The organism is Streptomyces sp. P9-A4 (assembly GCF_036634195.1).
Lineage (GTDB): Bacteria > Actinomycetota > Actinomycetes > Streptomycetales > Streptomycetaceae > Streptomyces.
The window spans coordinates 6,540,014-6,558,580 of sequence record NZ_JAZIFY010000001.1; the positions used below are offsets into that span (position 1 = coordinate 6,540,014).

At 71.5% G+C, this 18,567-nt stretch carries 15 protein-coding genes; 6 read left to right on the top strand and 9 right to left on the bottom strand.

The window, feature by feature from the left end; genetic code table 11:
* Positions 1 to 32 precede the first annotated feature (32 nt).
* From V4Y03_RS29380 to V4Y03_RS29390, 3 genes are all read right to left on the bottom strand, one after another.
* Positions 33 to 1,067, bottom strand: coding sequence for a hypothetical protein (locus V4Y03_RS29380; RefSeq protein WP_332436877.1), 1,035 nt, complete (start codon positions 1,065 to 1,067; stop codon positions 33 to 35).
* A 4-nt stretch (positions 1,068 to 1,071) separates the two neighbouring features.
* Positions 1,072 to 1,539: a GreA/GreB family elongation factor gene (locus V4Y03_RS29385; RefSeq protein ID WP_317874325.1), complete on the bottom strand. Its 468-nt coding sequence runs from the start codon at positions 1,537 to 1,539 to the stop codon at positions 1,072 to 1,074.
* A 250-nt stretch (positions 1,540 to 1,789) separates the two neighbouring features.
* Positions 1,790 to 3,004, bottom strand: a complete 1,215-nt coding sequence (locus V4Y03_RS29390) for a serine hydrolase domain-containing protein (protein WP_332436878.1) — start codon at positions 3,002 to 3,004, stop codon at positions 1,790 to 1,792.
* 232 nt (positions 3,005 to 3,236) lie between these two features.
* Here V4Y03_RS29390 and V4Y03_RS29395 point away from each other — a divergent pair, with 232 nt between their 5' ends.
* The 3 genes from V4Y03_RS29395 to V4Y03_RS29405 all read left to right on the top strand — a co-directional run bounded on the left by V4Y03_RS29395 (position 3,237) and on the right by V4Y03_RS29405 (position 4,966).
* Positions 3,237 to 3,887, top strand: a complete 651-nt coding sequence (locus tag V4Y03_RS29395; protein ID WP_332436879.1) for a maltokinase N-terminal cap-like domain-containing protein — start codon at positions 3,237 to 3,239, stop codon at positions 3,885 to 3,887.
* Positions 3,888 to 3,974: 87 nt separating this feature from the next.
* Positions 3,975 to 4,376, top strand: a complete 402-nt coding sequence (locus tag V4Y03_RS29400; protein WP_332436880.1) for a hypothetical protein — start codon at positions 3,975 to 3,977, stop codon at positions 4,374 to 4,376.
* A gap of 206 nt (positions 4,377 to 4,582) precedes the next feature.
* Positions 4,583 to 4,966, top strand: a complete 384-nt coding sequence (locus V4Y03_RS29405; RefSeq protein WP_317874320.1) for a VOC family protein — start codon at positions 4,583 to 4,585, stop codon at positions 4,964 to 4,966.
* Between the two features lie 163 nt (positions 4,967 to 5,129).
* Here the strand turns inward: V4Y03_RS29405 and V4Y03_RS29410 are convergent, their stop codons facing one another.
* Together V4Y03_RS29410 and V4Y03_RS29415 are read right to left on the bottom strand one after the other, a co-directional pair.
* Positions 5,130 to 6,518, bottom strand: coding sequence for a TerD family protein (locus tag V4Y03_RS29410; protein ID WP_332436881.1), 1,389 nt, complete (start codon positions 6,516 to 6,518; stop codon positions 5,130 to 5,132).
* 316 nt (positions 6,519 to 6,834) lie between these two features.
* Entirely contained in the window at positions 6,835 to 7,599 is a 765-nt protein-coding gene (locus V4Y03_RS29415) for an SDR family NAD(P)-dependent oxidoreductase (protein WP_332436882.1), read from the bottom strand.
* A gap of 48 nt (positions 7,600 to 7,647) precedes the next feature.
* Between V4Y03_RS29415 and V4Y03_RS29420 the strand changes: the two genes are divergently transcribed.
* Positions 7,648 to 8,280 (top strand): TetR/AcrR family transcriptional regulator, encoded by a 633-nt coding sequence (locus V4Y03_RS29420; RefSeq protein WP_332436883.1) that lies wholly within the window; start codon positions 7,648 to 7,650, stop codon positions 8,278 to 8,280.
* Between the two features lie 553 nt (positions 8,281 to 8,833).
* Here the strand turns inward: V4Y03_RS29420 and V4Y03_RS29425 are convergent.
* Positions 8,834 to 10,330: an MFS transporter gene (locus tag V4Y03_RS29425; RefSeq protein WP_443079842.1), complete on the bottom strand. Its 1,497-nt coding sequence runs from the start codon at positions 10,328 to 10,330 to the stop codon at positions 8,834 to 8,836.
* 109 nt (positions 10,331 to 10,439) lie between these two features.
* On the opposite strand from V4Y03_RS29425, the gene V4Y03_RS29430 reads away from it, so the two are divergent.
* Positions 10,440 to 10,916 (top strand): MarR family winged helix-turn-helix transcriptional regulator, encoded by a 477-nt coding sequence (locus V4Y03_RS29430; RefSeq protein ID WP_443079896.1) that lies wholly within the window; start codon positions 10,440 to 10,442, stop codon positions 10,914 to 10,916.
* A gap of 68 nt (positions 10,917 to 10,984) precedes the next feature.
* Positions 10,985 to 11,242 (top strand): hypothetical protein, encoded by a 258-nt coding sequence (locus V4Y03_RS29435; protein WP_332436886.1) that lies wholly within the window; start codon positions 10,985 to 10,987, stop codon positions 11,240 to 11,242.
* Between the two features lie 59 nt (positions 11,243 to 11,301).
* On the opposite strand, the gene V4Y03_RS29440 is transcribed toward V4Y03_RS29435, so the two are convergent.
* The 3 genes from V4Y03_RS29440 to V4Y03_RS29450 form a co-directional block, all read right to left on the bottom strand.
* Entirely contained in the window at positions 11,302 to 11,829 is a 528-nt protein-coding gene (locus V4Y03_RS29440; protein WP_332436887.1) for a hypothetical protein, read from the bottom strand.
* A 66-nt stretch (positions 11,830 to 11,895) separates the two neighbouring features.
* Entirely contained in the window at positions 11,896 to 12,984 is a 1,089-nt protein-coding gene (locus V4Y03_RS29445; RefSeq protein WP_332436888.1) for a trypsin-like serine peptidase, read from the bottom strand.
* A gap of 6 nt (positions 12,985 to 12,990) precedes the next feature.
* Entirely contained in the window at positions 12,991 to 18,567 is a 5,577-nt protein-coding gene (locus V4Y03_RS29450; RefSeq protein ID WP_332436889.1) for a trypsin-like peptidase domain-containing protein, read from the bottom strand.

Genomic DNA, 18,567 nt, shown 5'->3' on the forward strand with positions numbered 1-18,567 from the left:
CGGCGGGGAGGCCCGGGGAGGCCCGGGGCCGGTCAGCTGCGCCACCAGGGTTCGCGTACGTAGAGGCTGTCGACGCCCACGCAGCCCACGCCGTTCGAGATCTCTTCGGACGCGAGGTTCCAGCCGACGACGCCGTTGCCCTTGCGGCCCAGCTCGATCAGACGGTCGCTCGTCGTCCGGGTGCCGTCCGTGACCCGGCACTCGACGATCGAGGTCCACGCCCGGCCGTCGAGCGCCGACGCGAAGGCGAGGAACGGCAGGACGACCACGGTCAGACCGAGCGCCACCCACTGCTCCACACCGGCGGCCCGGCGCAGCCAGGCGGCCGGCCGGTAGGCGGTGTCCGCGCCCGGACGACTCCGGTGGTGGTGCGAACGGCGCCGGCCCGTGCGGTACTCCACGACCACGCCCTGGCGGAGCGCGTACGCCACGAGTCCGGTGGCGAGTCCCCACCACGGGCCGAAGAGGCACGCGTCGATCACGCCCACGGCGACCGGGTTCACGACCGTGAGCGCCGCGCGCCGGGCCGCGCCGCCGATGCCGCCGCCGAGCGGGACGGCACCACGCGCCGCGAACAGGGCGAAGACCACCCGGGAGATGACGACGGCGAGCACCGAGCCGAGCAGCGGGTCCGTGATCACCATGCCGATCAGGACGTCCGGCCAGTTCGCGAGCTCCATGCCGACGAACACGTCGCGGACGGCGTCTCCGCCGCCGACGGTGTACGCCACCTTGGCGACCGGCACCGCGAGCGCGAGGGCGAGCAGGACGGTGTGTCCGGGACCGCCCTTGCGATCGGCCTCCTTGACCTGCTCCTGACCGCGGGCTTCGGCTCCGGAGCGGTTGGCGTCGGGCTCGGCTTCGGCTCCGGAGCGGCTGGCGTCGGTCTCGGCCTCGGCTCCGGAGCGGTTGGCGTCGGGCTCGGCTTCGGCTCCGGAGCGACTGGCGTCGGTCTTTGCCTCGCCTCCGGACCCGCTTGCGTCCGGCCCGGTCTCGGCTCCCGAGCGGCCGGTGCCGGGCTTTCCCTCGGCCCCGGGCCGGTCTCCTTCGGGTCGTGCGTCGGACATCCGGTCAGTCGCCGAGGGACAGGACGAGGACCGTGGCCGGACCCTCCGGCGTCACGTATCCGACGGTGTCGCCCGCGCGGTGGCCGAGGAGCGCGCCGCCGAGCGGGCTGTCGGCGGTGACCATCGTCCGGTCGAGGACGGCCGCGACCTCGCCGATCTGGACAGTGGTCTCCGTGCCGTCCTGGAACCGTACGGTCACCGTGCTGCCCACACCGATCGCGTCGGTACGGGGCGCTCCGGCGGCCTTCGCCTCGCCCAGCCGTCCGTCGATCTCCTTGATACGGCGGTCCAGGCGGTCGAGTTCCGTGGCGCGTTCGAGCTCGTCGGCCTGGTCGGCCCGGTCGCCCGTCTCGTCGTCGCCCCCGCCCCGCAGGGTGACGGCGACGGCCTCGCGTTCGGTGCGCAGATCGTCGAGTTCCCGCTCCAGTGCCTCGCGGGCGACGGCGCTGATGGGTTCGGGTCCACCGGTCATTCCTGCTCCCGTTGTACGGCGGCACGGCTGCGTGCCACAGGTGAAATGCGGCATTTCCGACATTATCAGCAGGGTCGTCACGCTGCGGGCGCGCTCCGAACCACCCCCGCGCGACTCGGACACCCCTACGTCCTCTCCTCAGCGCCGGTGCTCCCGCGCCGCCTTCCTGTTGCGGCCGCACGCCCACACGCCGTGGGGGCAGTAGTCGGTCGGCGACTCGTACACCGGCCGGTGCTACGGAACCACTTCCTCATCCCCGGTCCTGCTCAGGGTTGTCGCTCGACGGAGCCGCCGGGACCGGGATGTCGTAGACGTGGTCCGGCGTCACGACACGGGTGACGGCCTTGCCGAGGAGGGTGCTGGGCGCACTGCCCTCGTGCACGACGTCGGTGTTGAGCAGGATGACCAGGGTGGCCTTCGACTCGGGCAGATAGATCGTCAGGGACTGGTAGCCGGGGAGGGATCCGTTGTGGCCGATCCAGCCCTGGATGTCGAAGATGCCGAGCCCGTATCCGGAGCCGGGGGTGCTCCCCGGGTAGACCTTGAGGCGCTCGGCCTGTGTCCTGGGAGTGAGCAGCGTCCCGGTCGCCACCACCCGGGCCCAGTTCCGCATGTCCTGGAGGTCGGAGATCATCGCGCCGGCCGCCCAGCCCCAGGACGGGTTCCAGTCGGTGGCGTCCTCCAGCTTCCCCGAGGCGGTCTGCTCGGTGTAGCCGTGGGCGTGCGGGCTGGGGAACGCGGCGTCCGTCGGGAAGGAGGTCCGGGCCAGGCCCGCCGGGTCGAGGATGTTCTTCCGGATGAAGTCGGGCAGCGGCATGCCGCCGGCCTTCTCCACGACGAGGCCGAGGAGGACCGTGTTCGTGTTGGAGTACTCGAACTCGGCTCCCGGCTGGAACTGGACGGGATGCTTGAAGGCGTAGTCGAGCAGCTGCCGCGGCGTGAACGAACGGTGGGGGTTCGTGGTCAGCGCCTTGTAGAAGCCCTCGTCCGCCGTGTAGTTGAAGAGGCCACTGCGCATGGCGGCGAGTTGGCGCAGGGTGATCCTGTCGCCGTTCGGTACGCCGTCGACGTACCGGGAGATCGGGTCGTCCAGGCCCACCTTGCCCCGGTCGACGAGCTGGAGCACGGCGGTCACCGTGAAGGTCTTGGTCTCGCTGCCGATCCGCATGTAGAGACCGGCGTTCATCGGCATGCCGGTGCCCGTGTCGGCGACGCCGAAGGAACGGACGTACGAGCCCTTCCCCGGAGCCGAGAGGGCGACCGTCACACCGGGCACGCCGGCTTCCTTCTGCACGTCCTGGATCGCCTTGTCGAGCCGGGCGGCGACGGCAGGGGTGAGCTGGGGGAAGTCCGACCGGGCCGTGGCCGATGCCGAGGCAGTGGGTGAGGGCGAGGCCGTGGCCGATGCCGCGAACGGGGCGGGGGCGGGTGGATCGTCGGCTGCGAACGCCGTACCCGCGCCCACCGGCGCGGCGAAGATACTGAGAGCGGCGATTCCCGCGACTCCGCCGCAGACGCGCCTGCGGCACGTGCGTGAGCACCTCACGGCGGGCCTCCCGCCTGCCGGGGACAACTCCTCCTCCAGGCTAGGCCGGGTCGAACCGGCCCGCTCGGTGACCTCGCGGCATGGTCTGTTACGTTGCGAATGCCCCGCGCGCGGAGGGCGCCCGGGGCACGAAGGCGAGGGAGACCGCACGATGGCCGTCATCCACCACACCACCCTGCGGCCCACGAAGCTGGAGCTGCTCACCGAGTGGCTGCCGACCCGGGAGTGGTACGCCGGTACGGAGCCCCGGCCCGCGAAGGCGGGGGGCTTCCGGCTCGACGACCCGGCGGGCGAGGTCGGCATCGAGTTCATGGCGGTGACGGACGCGGACGGGGCCGCGTATCTGGTCCCCATGACGTACCGCGCGGGTCCCCTGGCGGGCGCCGATCACGCGCTCATCGGCACCTGCGAACACGGAGTCCTCGGCAAGCGCTGGATCTACGACGGCGCCCACGACCCGGTGCTCGTGGACCGGTTGTACGCCCTGCTCGCCGGCCGCACCCAGGCCCAGGCCCAGTCGCAGACCGACACCCCGGACCTCACGGTCACCGTCTCGCCCGCCGGACGGGGGACCGAGGGGGAAGCGGAACTCGTGGGGGCGGAGGACGACCGCGAAGGCACCGACGTACGGGTGCGAGCCTCGGGAACCCGGCTGACGCTGCGGCTCCACCGAACCCTGACGCCGGGCCCGGCCTCGACACCGGCCCCCGACGCCGCGACCCGACTGACGGCGGAGTGGCTACTCCCCGACGGAACGACGGCACGGGGCACGTACGTGGTCGTGCTGGGCGAGGACGGTTAGGGCGGTTTCCGTACCGCCCGGACGGCGGGCGTGTGGCCGTCGAGTCGGACGTGGCCCGGCGGCGGACTGCTCGAGGCGGACGGACCGGTGCCCTTCGTGGGGCTCGCCCAGTTCTTCTGCCGGGATGTCCCGGGCCTGGCGTCCGGGCCCGACGGTGCGGACCTGGCGCAGTTGTTCCGCTGCCCGTTCACCCAAGGCCCCTACCTGGAGCGTGAGTACCACCTGCGGTGGCGGCGGGCCGAGGAGACCGAGCGGGCCGAACGCCTTCTGGCCGATCCGCCCCAGGTACCCCTGCTGCGAGGGGAGGACGAACTCCCGGAGCCGTGTGTCCTGCACCCCGAAGAAGTGGACACCTACCCGTGGGCGGAGCAGGACGTACTGCCCGCCCCGCTGATCGCGCGCATCGACGCATGGGAGGACGCCCAAGCGGCGGAACACGGCCCTGACGCGCCCAGCTACCAGGGCGATCTGTCGATCGCGCCCGGCTGACGGGCCGGCGGCTTTCCCGGCTGGGCGTCGACGGGTCCGATGGCCATCGACTGCGCGTTCTGCGCGGCCCCGATGCGGCTGCTGCTGACCGTCGGGGCGAGGAACTCGACGAGTCGACCACGAGTCGACCACGAGTCGACCGCTCGACCCACGAGGGCGGCGCAAATCGGTGGCGTCACGCGGGGAGATCAGGAAGGGTCGGGCGCATGGTTTCGGTAGTGCAGAACATGGCGATCGACTGTGCGGATGCCTATGAGCTGGCCCGCTTCTGGAGCGCGGTGACCGGCGCCCCGCTGGACCCGGACCACAGGCCGGGGGACCCGGAGGCTCAGGTGCTCCTGGCGGAGGGCCCGGTGCTGTACTTCAACCAGGTGCCCGAGACCAAGACGGCCAAGAACCGGATCCACCTCTGCCTGCGCCCGGAGACCTCGCGCGAACAGGAGGTGGAACGCCTGCTGGACCTCGGCGCCACCTTCGTCACCGACCACCGGAACCCCGACGGCACCGGCTGGGCGGTCCTCGCCGACCCGGAGGGCAACGAATTCTGCGTGCTGCGCAGCGCATCCGACCGCGCTGCCACGACTGCCTGACGTTTCCACTCAGCGACCAGGCCCAGCCGCGCTGCTTGAGGACCGCCTGCGCCACGTCGACCATGTCGTCGGGGTCGGGGTCGGGGTCGGGGTCGGTGCCCGGGTCACGGGCGGGAATCCCGTGACCGACGGAGGAGTGTGCCACGGGTGACCGACAGGCCGGTCACCGCCCGACGGGCAGTGGGTCGAGGGTGAGCTCCCAGTGGTGGCGGCTCTTGTCGATCACGAGCAGGAGGGGCCCCTCGGGGAGCCGGACCTTCTCCTTGACCCGGCGGCCGTTCCACGCGTGGACGAGTTCCTCGGCGGGGCGCCTCAGATCGGCGGGGGCGTCACCCTGGTGGTGGTTCAGCTGGAACCACCCGTTGTGGCGATCCGTCGCCCGGACCTTCAGCTGGGCCGCGGGGCCGGTGTGGAGGAAGACCTCGCGGCCGCTTCCCTGAACCGTTCCGGTGGTGATCGGACGGGCCGCCGACAGGGGCAGGACGGTGAGTGCCCACGTCCCGGAGTGGCCCACCTTCAGCTTCAAGGGGCCGCCCTTGCGCGGTGGTACGAGCAGGGCGCGGCTGTAGTAGTCGGGCAGGTCGGTGCAGAAGACGTCGTCGGAACGGCCCGGGATCTCGACGTGGAGGAACTGGTACTCCTCGACGCGCGCCTCCAGGATCACGGGAGCGGAGCCCGGAGGGAACGGCAGGTCAACGGTGACGGTCTTCCCGCTCTTGCCGCTGAAGTGGATCGGTTCGAAGTCGAGGAAACCGGGTCCCTGGAAGGGGCTGGGCGCGATGGGCAGGCCGGAGACGGGGGAGAAGGAGGCCGGTGCGGCCGGCTTGGAGAGGGAAGGGACGAACATGGAGGCGGAGGCGGGCGCGTGAGCCGACGGGACGGGAGCGGAGGCCGTCTTGCTCACGCCCCGCAGAGGGACGGGTACGGATGTCGGAGGTGCGGCAGGTCCGGACGCGGCCGGGGTCAGCGGTACGGAATCCGGCGGGACCACCGTCCCGGGCCTCGGCGGTGCCATCGGCGCGGCGGCGTCGGCCACGACGACCCCGAAGTCCGTCGCCAGCCCGGCCAGCCCCGAGTCGTATCCCTGACCGACCGCGCGGAACTTCCACCCGCCCTCGCGCCGGTAGAACTCCCCGAGCACGAACGCCGTCTCGCTGGAGGCGTCGGTCACGTCGTAGTGCGCGAGGACCGCGCCGTCGGCGGCCACCACCTGCGCGCACAGCCCGGGAACCTGCCCGAAGACACCCCCCTCGCAGGACCCGACGACCAGCACTCGCTGGACGGCGGGTTCGACCTGCGGCAGGTCCACCTCCAGCCACTCGGCGAGCTGCCCACCACCCTCGCCGCTGCCCAAGTGGCGTACAGCACCGGAAGGATGAGCGGGCAGTCCGTGAAAGACGATGTCGGCGTCACCGCGCACGACGCCGCCGGGGTCGAGCAGCAGGGCGGCGGCGTCGACGACGGGAACTCCGGGCACCCGATGCCGCCCGACGGCGATCCGCAACGGGGCGGCGGGGACGGGGACGTTGGCCCCCTTGGCGATGTGCGTCATGGGACACATGGTGACAGTGAAGACGGTGTGAAGAGGGCCGGCGGACAAAGGTCTGCGGTTCGGGGGAGGTTCTGGATGCGGACCAGGGTGCTTCGGCGACCGGCATACGTGTGGCTTCCCGTTGCCGCAGGGATCGCGTTCTACGGCTGTGCGATCTTGATCATCGGTCCGCTGGACGAAGAACCTGCGGCGGCGTTCGCGGTCGCCGGTTTGCGCTGCGCTGGAGCTGGGGGCACCGACTGATGAGGGCGGCGCGGGGCCTGCGGGGGCTTGAGCTTGGGGCAGTCCGTTGCGGCCGTCGCGTCGCCCTCGTCGGTCAGACGCGTGGGCCGAGGAACAGGCCACCGCTCGCGTCGACGATCTGACCGGTCACCCAGCGGGCGGCGTCGGAGGCGAGGAAGACGACCACGTCAGCGACATCGTCGGGGCCGCCCAGTCGGTCGAGTGCCGTCATGCCGGCGATCTGTTCGGCGAGGCCCGGTACGTCGAAGACGGCTCCGTTGGTCGCCGTCCTGGTGGCTCCGGGAGCGACCGCGTTCACCGTGATCCCTCGCGGGCCGAGTTGGTTGGCGAGGGTCCTGCTCATCGTCTCGACCGCTGCCTTCGTCATGGCGAAGGACGTCTGGGCAGGGTTGGCCATCCGGGTCGCCACCGACGAGATCGTGATGATCCGGCCGCCGTCGCGCATCAGGGGCAGCGCGTGCTCGATGATGAAGTACGGCGCTCGCACGTTCACCGCGAACAGGTGGTCGAACTCCGCCCGTGTCGTCGCGCCGAGCGGGCCCGTCGGTGCGGTCGCCGCGTTGTTGACGAGGATGTCGAGCGGCCGACCGGCCAAGCCGGCCTCGACCCCGGCGAAGAGCGTCTCGACGTCGCCGTCCACGCCCAGTTCGGCCCGGACGGCGAGGGCGGTCCCACCGGCGCGTTCTATGCCCTCGACTGTGGCCGCCGCCCCGCTCTCGTCCGTGCCGAAGTGCACGATGACCAAGGCGCCCTCAGCCGCGAGCCGGGCTGCGATCGCCTGCCCGATGCCGCGCGACGCGCCCGTCACCAGAGCCGTCCTGCCCGTCAGACCACTCATGCCGTCACCTCATCTGTTAGTAACTAACAATAAGGTAGTGTCTATCATATGAACGAGCGGAAACCGACCCTTCGGGAGCGGCAGCGATCCGAGACGAGGCGCGCGATCCAGTCGCACGCCGTGCGACTGTTCACCGACCGCGGCTACGACGCCGTGACGGTGGCCGACGTCGCCGAGGCCGCCGGTGTCTCGGCAATGACGGTGTACCGGCATTTCCCCACCAAGGAGGGCCTTGTCCTTGTGGACCAGCCGACATCGCTCATCGCCGAGCGGGTCGCCGCGTCATCCGCAGCCCAACCCCTGGTGCGCCGCGTCGGCGGCGCACTCGTCGAGGCGGCCACGGCATTGACGGGCGGCGAGGGGGACGAACCGGCGGCGAACGAGCGGTTCTTGCTGGACTGCCTCCGGCTCATGATCTCGACGCCCGCGCTGCGGGCCCGGCACCTGGACAGTCAGTACGCGCTGCAACAGGCTGTCGTCGACGCCCTCGGGGGCGACGTGACCGATCCCGAGGCCGCGTTCCGCGCACGGGCCGCGATCAGCGCCTGCCTCGCCGTGATGCACACAGCGCTGACACGCTGGGCCGATGACGACGGGCGGTCGAATCTGCCCGACCTGATCGCGCGGGCGCTCGCCGCGTCCTTCGGCCATGACGTCGTCGCCACGGCCCGGAAGGACTGAGGCGCTCGACGCCCGCAGTCGGGACGGGTCTCACGAAGAGCGCCCACCGCGACCCAGGCCAGCAGCAGGACCGTCCAGAGGCCCGGGATGAACAGCCAAAGCAGGAAACCACTGTTGGCCGCGTTGTTCACTCCCACGTCACAGGCGGTCCACGACCTGCCCAGAAGCACGGCAGCGGATACCGCGAGAGCCAGAGCCACCGCCACCCCGAGACATCCATGCAGCCGTCGACTCCCCACAGGCCCCCCGTTCGCCATCCGCTGCTGGAAGCACCGGATCCGCACCGCCCATCACTGCCGCACCCCGCCCGTCCGCCGGCACTGACCAACGGGGAACGGACACCTCTGGATCCTGGCAATCACATGATCAGCCAGGCGGTGCCTGGTCAAGGTGTCCTGGGTGGCGGTCGCGCGTTCGGAACCGTTCAGCAACGAGCGCGGTGTCGCAGTCGCAGAACACCTCGACCAGGTGGGCGTCAAGTTGGCGCAATCGCCCGGGGGTGATGTCGCGGCGCCACCAGGGCAAGGAGAGGCTCCCGGCGGTCTTGATGTCCTCAACGAAGAGCAACACGATCGTGGCCGTCGGCAGTCGCTTCGGGGGTGACGCCGTGCTGTTCTTCTTCGGGGCGGCCCTGCTCGGGCAGCAGGAAGGTGATCGCGAGGAAGACCACCAGCAGACATGCCTGGACGATCAGTGCGCGGTGGAAGCCGCCGGTGAAGTCACCGGTCTTGGCCTGGGCGAAGAACACCGAGCCGAAGACCGCCACGCCGATGGAGCCGCCGACTGCCTGGACCGCCGACAGGACACCGGAGGCGGATCCGATCTCGTCGTCGTCGACGGCGGCCAGGATGAAGCTGAACAGGGCGGCGATGACCATGCCGGCGCCGATGCCCGCCACCGCCACGCCGGGAGCGATGTCCCAGATCGAGAACGAGGCGGCGTCGAGGCGGTCGAGCTCGAACCACAGCACGGCCGCGCCGGCCAGTTGGACCAGCGGTCCGATCTGGAGCACCTTGCGGCCGATCCTGTCGGCGAGGAACGCGCCGCTGATGGCGCCGCCGATGGCGGTTCCCACCGCGAGGGGCAGGTTGCCCAGTCCCGCGTCACCGGCGGTGAAGTGCTGGCCGATCTGGAGGAACAGGGTCAGGACGAGCTGGGTGCCGATCAGTCCGCCGAAGAACAGGGCGATGCCGCCGAGGCCGACGGTGAAGGCCGGCTTGCGCAGCAGGCCGGGGGTCACCAGCGGCTCGCGGCCCGCAGCGGCTGTTCGGCGCTGCTGGAGGGCGAAGAGGGCGAAACCGATCACCGAGGCGGCCATGGACAGCCACGTCCACAGCGGCCAGCCGTTCTCCTGCCCCTGGTTGAGCGGCAGCACCAGCAGGGCGCAGGACGCCACGACCAGGGCGGCGCCGGTCATGTCGACCCGGACCGTGCGGTCGCCCGCCTTCTTGGGCACGAACTTCGCGGCGACAATCTGTGCCGCGATGCCGATGGGCAGGTTGATCAGGAACACCGACCGCCAGCCCAGGCCGAAGAAGTCGCCCTCGATGAGGAAGCCGCCCAGGACCGGGCCGATGATGCCGCCCAGGCCCAGGCCAGGTCCGAAGATCGCGAAGACCTTGGTGAGCTCGGGGCCGGAGAAGTTCTCCCGCAGCAGGCCCAGGCCCTGGGGCAGCAGCATCGCTCCGGCGGCGCCCTGCAGCAGGCGGAAGGCGATCAGCGACTCGATGTTCGGCGCGATCGCGCACAGCAGGGAGGCCGCGGTGAAGGCCGCCAGGCCGATCAGGAACATCCGGCGCCGGCCGTAGCGGTCGCCGAGCCGGCCGCCGAGCACGAGCCTGGCGCCCAGGGTGAGGGCGTAGCCGCCGATCACCCATTGCAGTCCGACGGAACCGGCACCGAGTGATTTCTCCAGGTCCGGTCCAGCGACGTTGACGATCGAGGCGTCCAGGAGATCCATGATCTCCGCGACGATCATCACCGCCAGGATCAGCCACCGCCACCGGTAGGGCTCGGTCGTCTTGTCAGGGGTGGGGGACGGGGCACGCACGCCAGATACCTCCATGGTGAAGTAATTCCACCGTGAAGGTAAAGAAGAGAAGGGCGGAGGCGTGGAGGAAGCGGTGCGCGACGGTGTCGCGGAGCAGCGTGAGCGGCTGATGGAGTCGCTGAGGATCTACGGCGGTCACTACGCCGAGCTCAGCCGGCGCTTCGCCGCCTGGCTGGGCCTGCACTCCACGGATGCGACCGCGGTCCTGGAGATCGCCGCCGCCGAGGAGCGCGGCACTCCCCTCTCACCGGCGCGGCTGAGCGAGCGGATCTCCCTCTCCACCGGCGCCACCACCGCGCTCCTGAACCGCCTCGAAGCGGCGGGACACATCACCCGCGCCCGCGAGGACTCCGACCGGCGCATCGTCACTCTGCGCAGCGGAGCACACATCCAGGAGAGGGCGGACGAGTTCTTCGGCCCGCTCGCCCAACGCCTCGACGCGGCGATGTCGCACTACCCGCCACGGTTCCTGGAACAGGTCGAAGCGTTCATGGCCGACCTGAACACCACCATGGACAGCCACCTCGCGGAACAGGACGCGGTGACACCGCGCTCCCTTCGCGCCTCTCATGGGCGAACTCCCTGACCGGCTTGCCCTCCCGCCGCCCAGCCGGCTTCCTCTTACCCACTCGTCCTCTCGGCGGGCGGAACTCCGTGCAGCCCAGGCCGATCATCCCGCCCAGCACGCCGATCGCAGATCCGGGGGCGGATGCCGAGCAGCCGGAGGCGGGCGGTGTCGCGGGGCGGGGGCATCTGTACGGGGACCCTTCCGATCCGGAGCGACACCCCATCGCCGCCGAACGCCATGTGAGCGGCGGTAAGGGCGGTGATACGGAAGGGTCCCTGGGCGAACAGCAGGGCAAGGAGTCCGGCCGCCTTGTCGGCGACGGCTATCTCCTCTCGACCCAATGATCGTCCGTGCGGCTCTGCTCAGCGCGATCCGACCGGAAGATCCGAAGGAAGCGCCCTAGCTAGTCCTGCGAGGCGTGTTCCTTCAGGAAGGCGCCCGCGTAGGCCGCGGCTTCCTCCTTGGTCGGGTGGGGAGGGGTGGGGGTGGTCGGGCCTTGGGTGCCGTCGGCCGATCGGGCCTGCCAGGTCCAGGTGCCTGAGGTGTGGCTCTGTGTCAGTTCCGCTTTGCCGCCGAACAGTTCCAGGGTCACGGGGGGCGTCGCGGGTCGGGCGCCTACCGCGTCCGGCCACTTCTTCCGGGCGCCCTGGCGGGTGATGCCCCACGCCGCGCCCAGTTGTTCGTAGCTTGCGCCGTAGGCTCCCGCGGTGCCCGCGGCCGTTGCCGTGAGGTGTTTGACCCTTGCGTCCAGCACCTTCCAGGTGGCCAGTACCGAGAGGGTCACTTCCACGGGATCCGCGTCCCACATGCGGTGTTCCGGCAGGCCCGTGACGCGGGAGCGCAGGGCCGAGGCCAGGGGGTTGAGGGCGTCCAGGAGGGCCTTGTCGAGCGCGGTGCGCTCTTCCGGGGTGATCTCGGGCGACATCGTCATGCGACAACTATAGTTCACGTGAGTGGGAAATGGTAACTATGGTTGTCGGGACTGCTCTGGGTGTTCTCAGACCCAGTTCACCTCCGCCGTTGCCAACAGCGGGTCGTCCAGCAGTTCCCACAGGGGGACCGCGAAGTTTCCCGTGCGGTAGCGGCCGCCGAAGTGGAGGCCCAGGACGCGGTGGTCCGTGAGGTCGAAGACCGGTGAGCCGCTGTTGCCGCCCAGGGTCGAGCAGTCGTGCTTCATCACCAGGCCGCCCGGCGTGAAATCGGTCGCCGTCCCCGGCTGGAGTCGCTTCACGTTGTAGACGTCCATGAAGATCCGGCGCATCGACTCCGGTTCATTGCGCCGCCCGTCCCACGCCGGGTAGCCGATCACGTACACCGGGCGGCCCGGCACGCTCGCCGGTGCGTCCGCCGCCACCGCCAGGGGCGTGGGCAGCCCGCCGTCCGTCGAGGGTTCGACCCTGAGCAGGGCCATGTCGACATCGGGATGGATGCCGATGATCTCCGTGATCTCGTACGCGGCGGACGCCCCCGCCGCCGCGCCGTCCACCGGCAGCTCCTCCGCCGGATCCACCCGCGCCGACATCCCGTACGCGAAGTTCCAGCGCCCTCCTTTGCCCCCGTTCTCCTCGAACCGGCTGAACTCCGCCGCCACATGACGGTTCGTCATCACCGTGCGCGGCCCGACGAGGAAGGCCGTCCCGATCCAGTCCAGGCTCGGGTGGCCGGTGACCTCCACCCGCCCCACCCGCGCCAGGGACTCCCGGATCGCCGGCCGGTGGCCGTCCAGGATCGCCCACTCGTCCCGCTGCGGGGCGAAGTCCTGGCGCTGCACCAGGATCGCCGGGCGGCCCTCCAGGAGGACGATCGCCTCCACACCGAAGGTCTCGTTCCCGTCGAGTTCGTCCTCGCGGTTCGCTGCCAGCTTCTCCAGGCCGCTGACCCCGGCCTCCAGGACCCGGGCCCGCTCCTCGCGGGCGAAGCGGGAGATCTCCGCCGCCGGTGCCGCGTCGGCGGGGAGTTCGTACGTGGACTCGGCGATCTCCGCCTCCAGTTCACCGCGTACCCGCGCGGCGACCTCCCGCAGATCCCCGAAGACCCGCTCGGCGGCGGTCGCGACCGGCGACACGTTCCGTGATCCGTTCGGCATGGTCACTCACCTCGGCTTCCCGTTGGTCCCGTCCCCCGGTGCCGGCCGCCCCGACTGGGCCGCCATGATCTCCGCGTACAACTCCGGCCGGAACTCCCCTAGATGGGCGAGGATGCCGCTCATCTGCGTTCCGACGTTCACGAACCTCGTCCTGGCGCCCTGGAACTCGACCTCGTCGACCTTCCTCGTGCCCCGGTGCAGCCCCACGACCGTCCAGTCGTCGAGGCAGACCGGCGAGCCGGAGGAGCCGCCACGGGTGTCCGTGAAGTACAGGATGTCGTGCTCGTCGGCCCGGTACACCAGGTTGTTGCGCAGGGCGACGCGCTTCGGCAGGCCGCCCGGATGCTGGATGATGTTGACAGGCACGCGCTGCCGCTCCCGTACCAGCAGCGGCCTGGTCGCGACCCGTAGCGTCGGCCTCGGCTCCTGGTCCGGCGAGAGCCGCACTACGGCATAGTCCAACACCGCGTCCCAGGCCGCGAGTTCACCCGCAGTCGCCTCGGGCGCCGCCGTCGCGTTCTCGACGAAGTCGAACCGCGAGCGGGACATCGTCACCTGGAGCCGCAGGTCCTCTTCGCTCACGTACGGCCGCACGCCCGCCTCCCACGAACGGGCCATCACCACATGGTGGTTGGTGATCAGAAGCCCCGGAGCGATCATCCAGCCCGTCCCCCCGTGCGGATACGAGGGCAGCAGCGGCGCCCCCGACTCGTACGGCGGGATCCTGAGCAGCGCGACCGAGGCACCGGCCCGGATGCCCCCGTGCAGGAACTCGTAGGGCACGGTGTCGTCCTGGAGGACGATCTCCTCCTTCATCTCCCCGGGCATCATCTCCGCCGGTAGCTCCGCCTCCCCGGTTATCGCACGGGACACCGTGTCCAGCGCGCCCTGGAGGACGGCGCGCGGGCCCGGTTCGCGGGTCCGTTCGATGGCGTTGTGCAGCCAGATCTCCAGCGGCACCAGACCGTCGATCAGCCGCTCGACCTGGTTCATCGCGTTCAGGTCGGCGTGGATCCGGTCGCGGGGGTCGGCCAGCGGCTCCAGCGTGGCCGTGAACGAGCCGGGGATTCCCCTGAGCAGGGCCGGGCGCAGGTCGCGGTCCGCGAGCCCCGCCTCCGTCGCGGCGTTGCGCACCCGGACGAGTTCGCTCTGCGGCAGGAACGGTTCCTTGCGGAGGGCGGCCCCCGCGGCGGTCGGCGGCGGGCGGGCCCACAGTCCGGCACCGCCGCGCACGTACGCGGCCGTGGTGCCCCGGACCGCGGTGCCGCGAGACACCGCGGGCCCCGTGCCGGGACCTGGAGTGGGACCTGAGGTGGGAGGCGTGCCGGGACCCGGGGTGGAGGCTCTTGCGGGGGCCGGCATGGGAGGAGCCGCATCGTGCCGTTCACCGTCGGGCGGCGGGCCGCCCCCCGGTCCGTCCTCCTGCGGTCCGCCTCCGTGCCCTGCCGGGCCCGCGTCCATCGCCGACGCGACCCCGAGGAGCAGGTCCCCGCTGTCGTCCCGGAGGGTCAGCACCTGCCGGGCGACACTGTCGAGCGTGCCGCGCCGCCGCGCCTCCCGCAGGTCCCGCTCGATGCGGTCGACATCGAGTCCGGAGCCGATGCCGGCATCGAGGCCCGAGTCGAGTTCGGTGTCGGCTCCGATACCCGGGCCGGACCCGGCCCGGGTATCCGCCGCAGGCCTCGTGCCCCTCCCCACCGCCGCCCCCAGAATGCGGTACAGCGGCTCCCGGAGCGCCGGTTCGTCGGCGAGGGTGGTGGCGATCCAGCGGGCCAGCTCGGTCACGACCGCCTCCTCGTCCGCCGGAAGCCCGACCAGCCGCAGGGTGTGCTCCAGGAGCCGGGGGTCGGCCGGGCAGGCCGTGGCCGCCGCCGCGCGGGCCAGCGAGGGCTGGCGGGCGAGCTCCGCGTCGGGCATCGCGCGCAGTGTCCTGGCGAGACGTTCCCGCGCCGGGGCCGCGTCGTGGTCCGCCAGCGAGGCGAGCCGGGACCGGGCGACCAGGACGCCGAGCGACTCGTAGCGCAGCCCGAGGCCCGCCGCGATCTCCTCCGCCTCCTGCAGATCCCGGTCGGCGCCCGCGAAGTCCCCCGCGTCCTGCGCGAGCCGCGCCGCCAGCTGGAGCAGTTCGAGCTGCGTCTCCGCGCAGCCCGCCTCCGCCGCGCCGTCCACCGCGCGCTCGACCTCCGCGCGCGCCTCCGGCGTCCGCCCGGAGCGCGCGAGGGTCTCGCCGAGCAGCGCGTGCAGCCGGCTGCACGGCGTCCACGGGCGCCGCTCGGTGAGCCGCTGGGCCGCGGCGTCCACGTATCCCTGGGTGAGCAGGTCCTCGACCTCGCGGACGGCGATCCGCTCCCAGTCCTCCTGGTCGGCCTCGGTCATGATCTGGTCGGGCACATGGCCGCCGATCCGGCCGAGGAGGAAGGCGGCCGAGCGGTGCGGCATCTCCTGGTGGGCGGTCCCGCCGAGGTACGGGGCCACGCCCGGTTCCCAACGCGCCTCCACCGTACGGGGGTTCTCGCCGAGGCGCAGCCGGTGGTAGATCTCCTCCGCGCGGTCCCGGGAACCTTCGCCGGCCGCGTAGTGCGCGACCGCGTGGCGGTCCACCGCCCGCATCAGATCCGTCCGGGCGCTGTCCGAGAGGCGCAGCATGATGGTCCGGAGGTCCGCCCGGTGCCGGATGCTCCGGGGGCCCGCCGACTCCATCAGGTCGACCCGTGAGGTCAGCAGCCCGTACAGGCGGCGGGCCTCCGCCGGGGTGTCGACCCGCAGTCCCGCCGGCCCGGCGAGCACCTCCCGCACCAGCTCGGGGGTGATGAACCGCAGTGCGAGACCCGCCTGTACGAGGGCCCGGACGTCGTCCTCCGGGATGTGCTTGAGGATGCGGTCGTAAAGCGTTCCCTGGATGAGCATCTGGTCGATCTGACGGTCGAAGTAGCGGCGCCGGGACGGGAGTCCGCGCAGCAGGCCGCCGATGTCGGCGGACCCGGAACCCACGGCGACCGCCGTGCGGGCCGCGAGCCTGAGGCTCAGCGGGTGGCCGCCGATCCGCTCGGCGAGGTCCTCGGCGAGCGTCTCGTCGAGGACTCCGGACGACATCAGGAGATCCACCGAGGCCTGGTGGTCGAGTTCGGTGAGTTCGATCGTGCGCGGGGTGAGGACCCGGGCCGGGTGGTCGATCGGCGCCCGCCCCGAGACGATGAACCGCAGCCGCGAGTAGCCCGCCCGCAGGGCCGTCCAGATCGCCCACATCCGCGCGATGACGGGCGAGCCCCGGTACTGGGCCTCCTCGAAGGAGTCGACGACGACGAGGAACGGCGGCGCCGTCCCGCCGGACGCGGGCAGGACCGCCTCGTGGACCGTCGAGGCGACCCGGTGGGCGAGTTCCTGCTCGCGGGCGCTGGCGCGGGAGTGGAATCCGGCCGAGTAGTCGCGGCCGATGGTGGCGCGGGTGCCGGCCAGCTGGTAGAGCCCGTCGAGTTCGTTGCGTTCGGCGCGCTGTACGGCGGCGGTCCGCTCCGCATCGTCCGCGAGCGCCTCGAAGGCGGCGTGCTGCGCGGGGTACTGGACGCCGAGCTGTCGGGCCGTCTCCGCGATCACGGTTGCGGGTTCGTGGACGGAGAGGGTCGGGCGCGCGAAGTCGATGTACGCGAAGGGGAATCCGTCGGGGGAAGCGGCGGCGAGCGCGTCGACGAGGAACTTGGCGAGCAATGTGCTCTTGCCGATGCCGCCGATGCCGTGCAGGAGGACCGGGGGCTCCGCGGGTTCCTCGGGCAGGGCGAGATAGGCGTGCAGGGAGTCGAGTTCGGCGGTGCGGCCGTGGAAGGTGCCCCGGGCGAGTCGGTGCATCGGCTGGAGCAGCCGGGCCTTCTCCAGCCGGTGCTGGACGTCGTCGACGGTGGGCAGTCCGCTCACGCCGGGCACACGACTGAGCCAGAGGACGGCTTGGAGGGTGTCGGAGAGGGCTTCGACGTCGGTGGGGAGGGGTGGGAGGGCCGGGGGTGCGTCGGTGGGAGTCGTCGCGCCCGTACCCGTACCCGTACCTGCGGCCGCACTTGTACCCGTACCGGCGCCCGCGCCCGTGAGCAGCGTCAACGCCGCGCGTTCCGGTCCCGGGCCCTCGGGGCGCAGGTCCAGATTGGCGCGGAGGGCCCGTAGCGCGTTGGCGGGGCCCGCGAGTCCCGTCAGCGCCGCGTCTCGGACCTCCGGCTTCAGGGTCCACATCGTGGCGCCGGGGGAGGGGAGGGCCGTGCAGTCGTCGACGAGCTCGAGGACCGCCCGCCCGGTGGATTGCTCCTCGCCGGGCAGGCGGAGCAGCGCAGGATCGAACTCCTGGAGCAGGCAAGCGACTTCACGATAGGAACGACGGGGTTCGAGGACAGCGGCGGCGGGTGCGGCAAGGCTCGCCCGCAGGGTGTCGCGCAGCAGGTGACCGGCCTCGCCGGTCGGTGGTGACGTCGGGGGCAGGGACCGGTGGAACCGTACGACGTCCTCCACCGCCGTACACAGCCGGCGCATGTAACTGTCTCCGTCCGAGGCGGAGTCGGCGGCGCGGAGCACTTCGGCGACGGAGGTCTCCACCAGTTCGCGGACTGCTTCCTCCCCTCCCTGTCCGCCCGTGTCGGCGAAGAAGTCGCGGAAGAAGGCCCTGAGATCTTCCTCGCCCGCGAGGTGCGTGGTGTCCCGGCACTCGTTCTTGCGTATCTCGTAAGGGAGTTGGCGCATCGTCGTCGCGTAGCCGAGCAGGACGAGGCGGGGCACGGCGTCGGCGCGGACCGGAGTGTGCTCGTAGATCGCGCGCGCCAGGACGCCGATGGCGTCCCACACGTCCGCGTGCGGGTCGAGCCGGTCGCAGTCGTCGAGTACCAGCCAGAAGCGTTCCTCGGCGGCGGTCGCACGGGCGACGATCCGATGGGCCGCGTCTTCGAACGAGGGCAGTGGATCGTTCAACCGTGTGGGGTTCAGCGGGAATCCGTCGCTCGCCGGGCCCGCGACGAAGGCCGAGAGTCGCTCCAGCAGACGCGTCGCCGTGGAGGTGCGCGACAGGGTGACCCGTACCGGACGGAAGTCGAGGTGCTGGCCGAGATGACGGATCAGCTCGTACGTGTAGGAGCGGCCGCTGTCCGGGGGGCCGTCGACGACGAGTACCGTCTGCTCCGGGTCCGCGATGAAGTGCCGTAGTTTCTCGCGCAGTTCGGTCCGGTCGAGGAAGACCTCGGTGCCGTGCTTCAGGAGCAGGCTGTCGAACGGATCGCGCGGTGAGCGCCGCAGCCGCTCGTCCTCGCGCAGCCGGGTGAGCAGATTTCGGGCTTCGGCGCCCTGCTCGAACGCGCGCGGATCGTCGATGGCGGCCAGCGCGTCGAGACCGGCCAGGACGGAGAGCAGCCGGCGCTGGTGGGCGATGTCGCGGCGGGCGGCAGCGACCACGAGGAGGGCGTTGCGGCCCGGGTCCGGGGTGAGCGGCAGATCCGCGACGAAGTCGGCGGGGAGACCGGCGCGCAGCAGACGTTCGCGTGGTTCGGGGGTGTCGAGGAGATGGTCCCGCACCCAGCTGGCGACGAGCCCCCACTCGGTCTCCGTGAGCGGCAT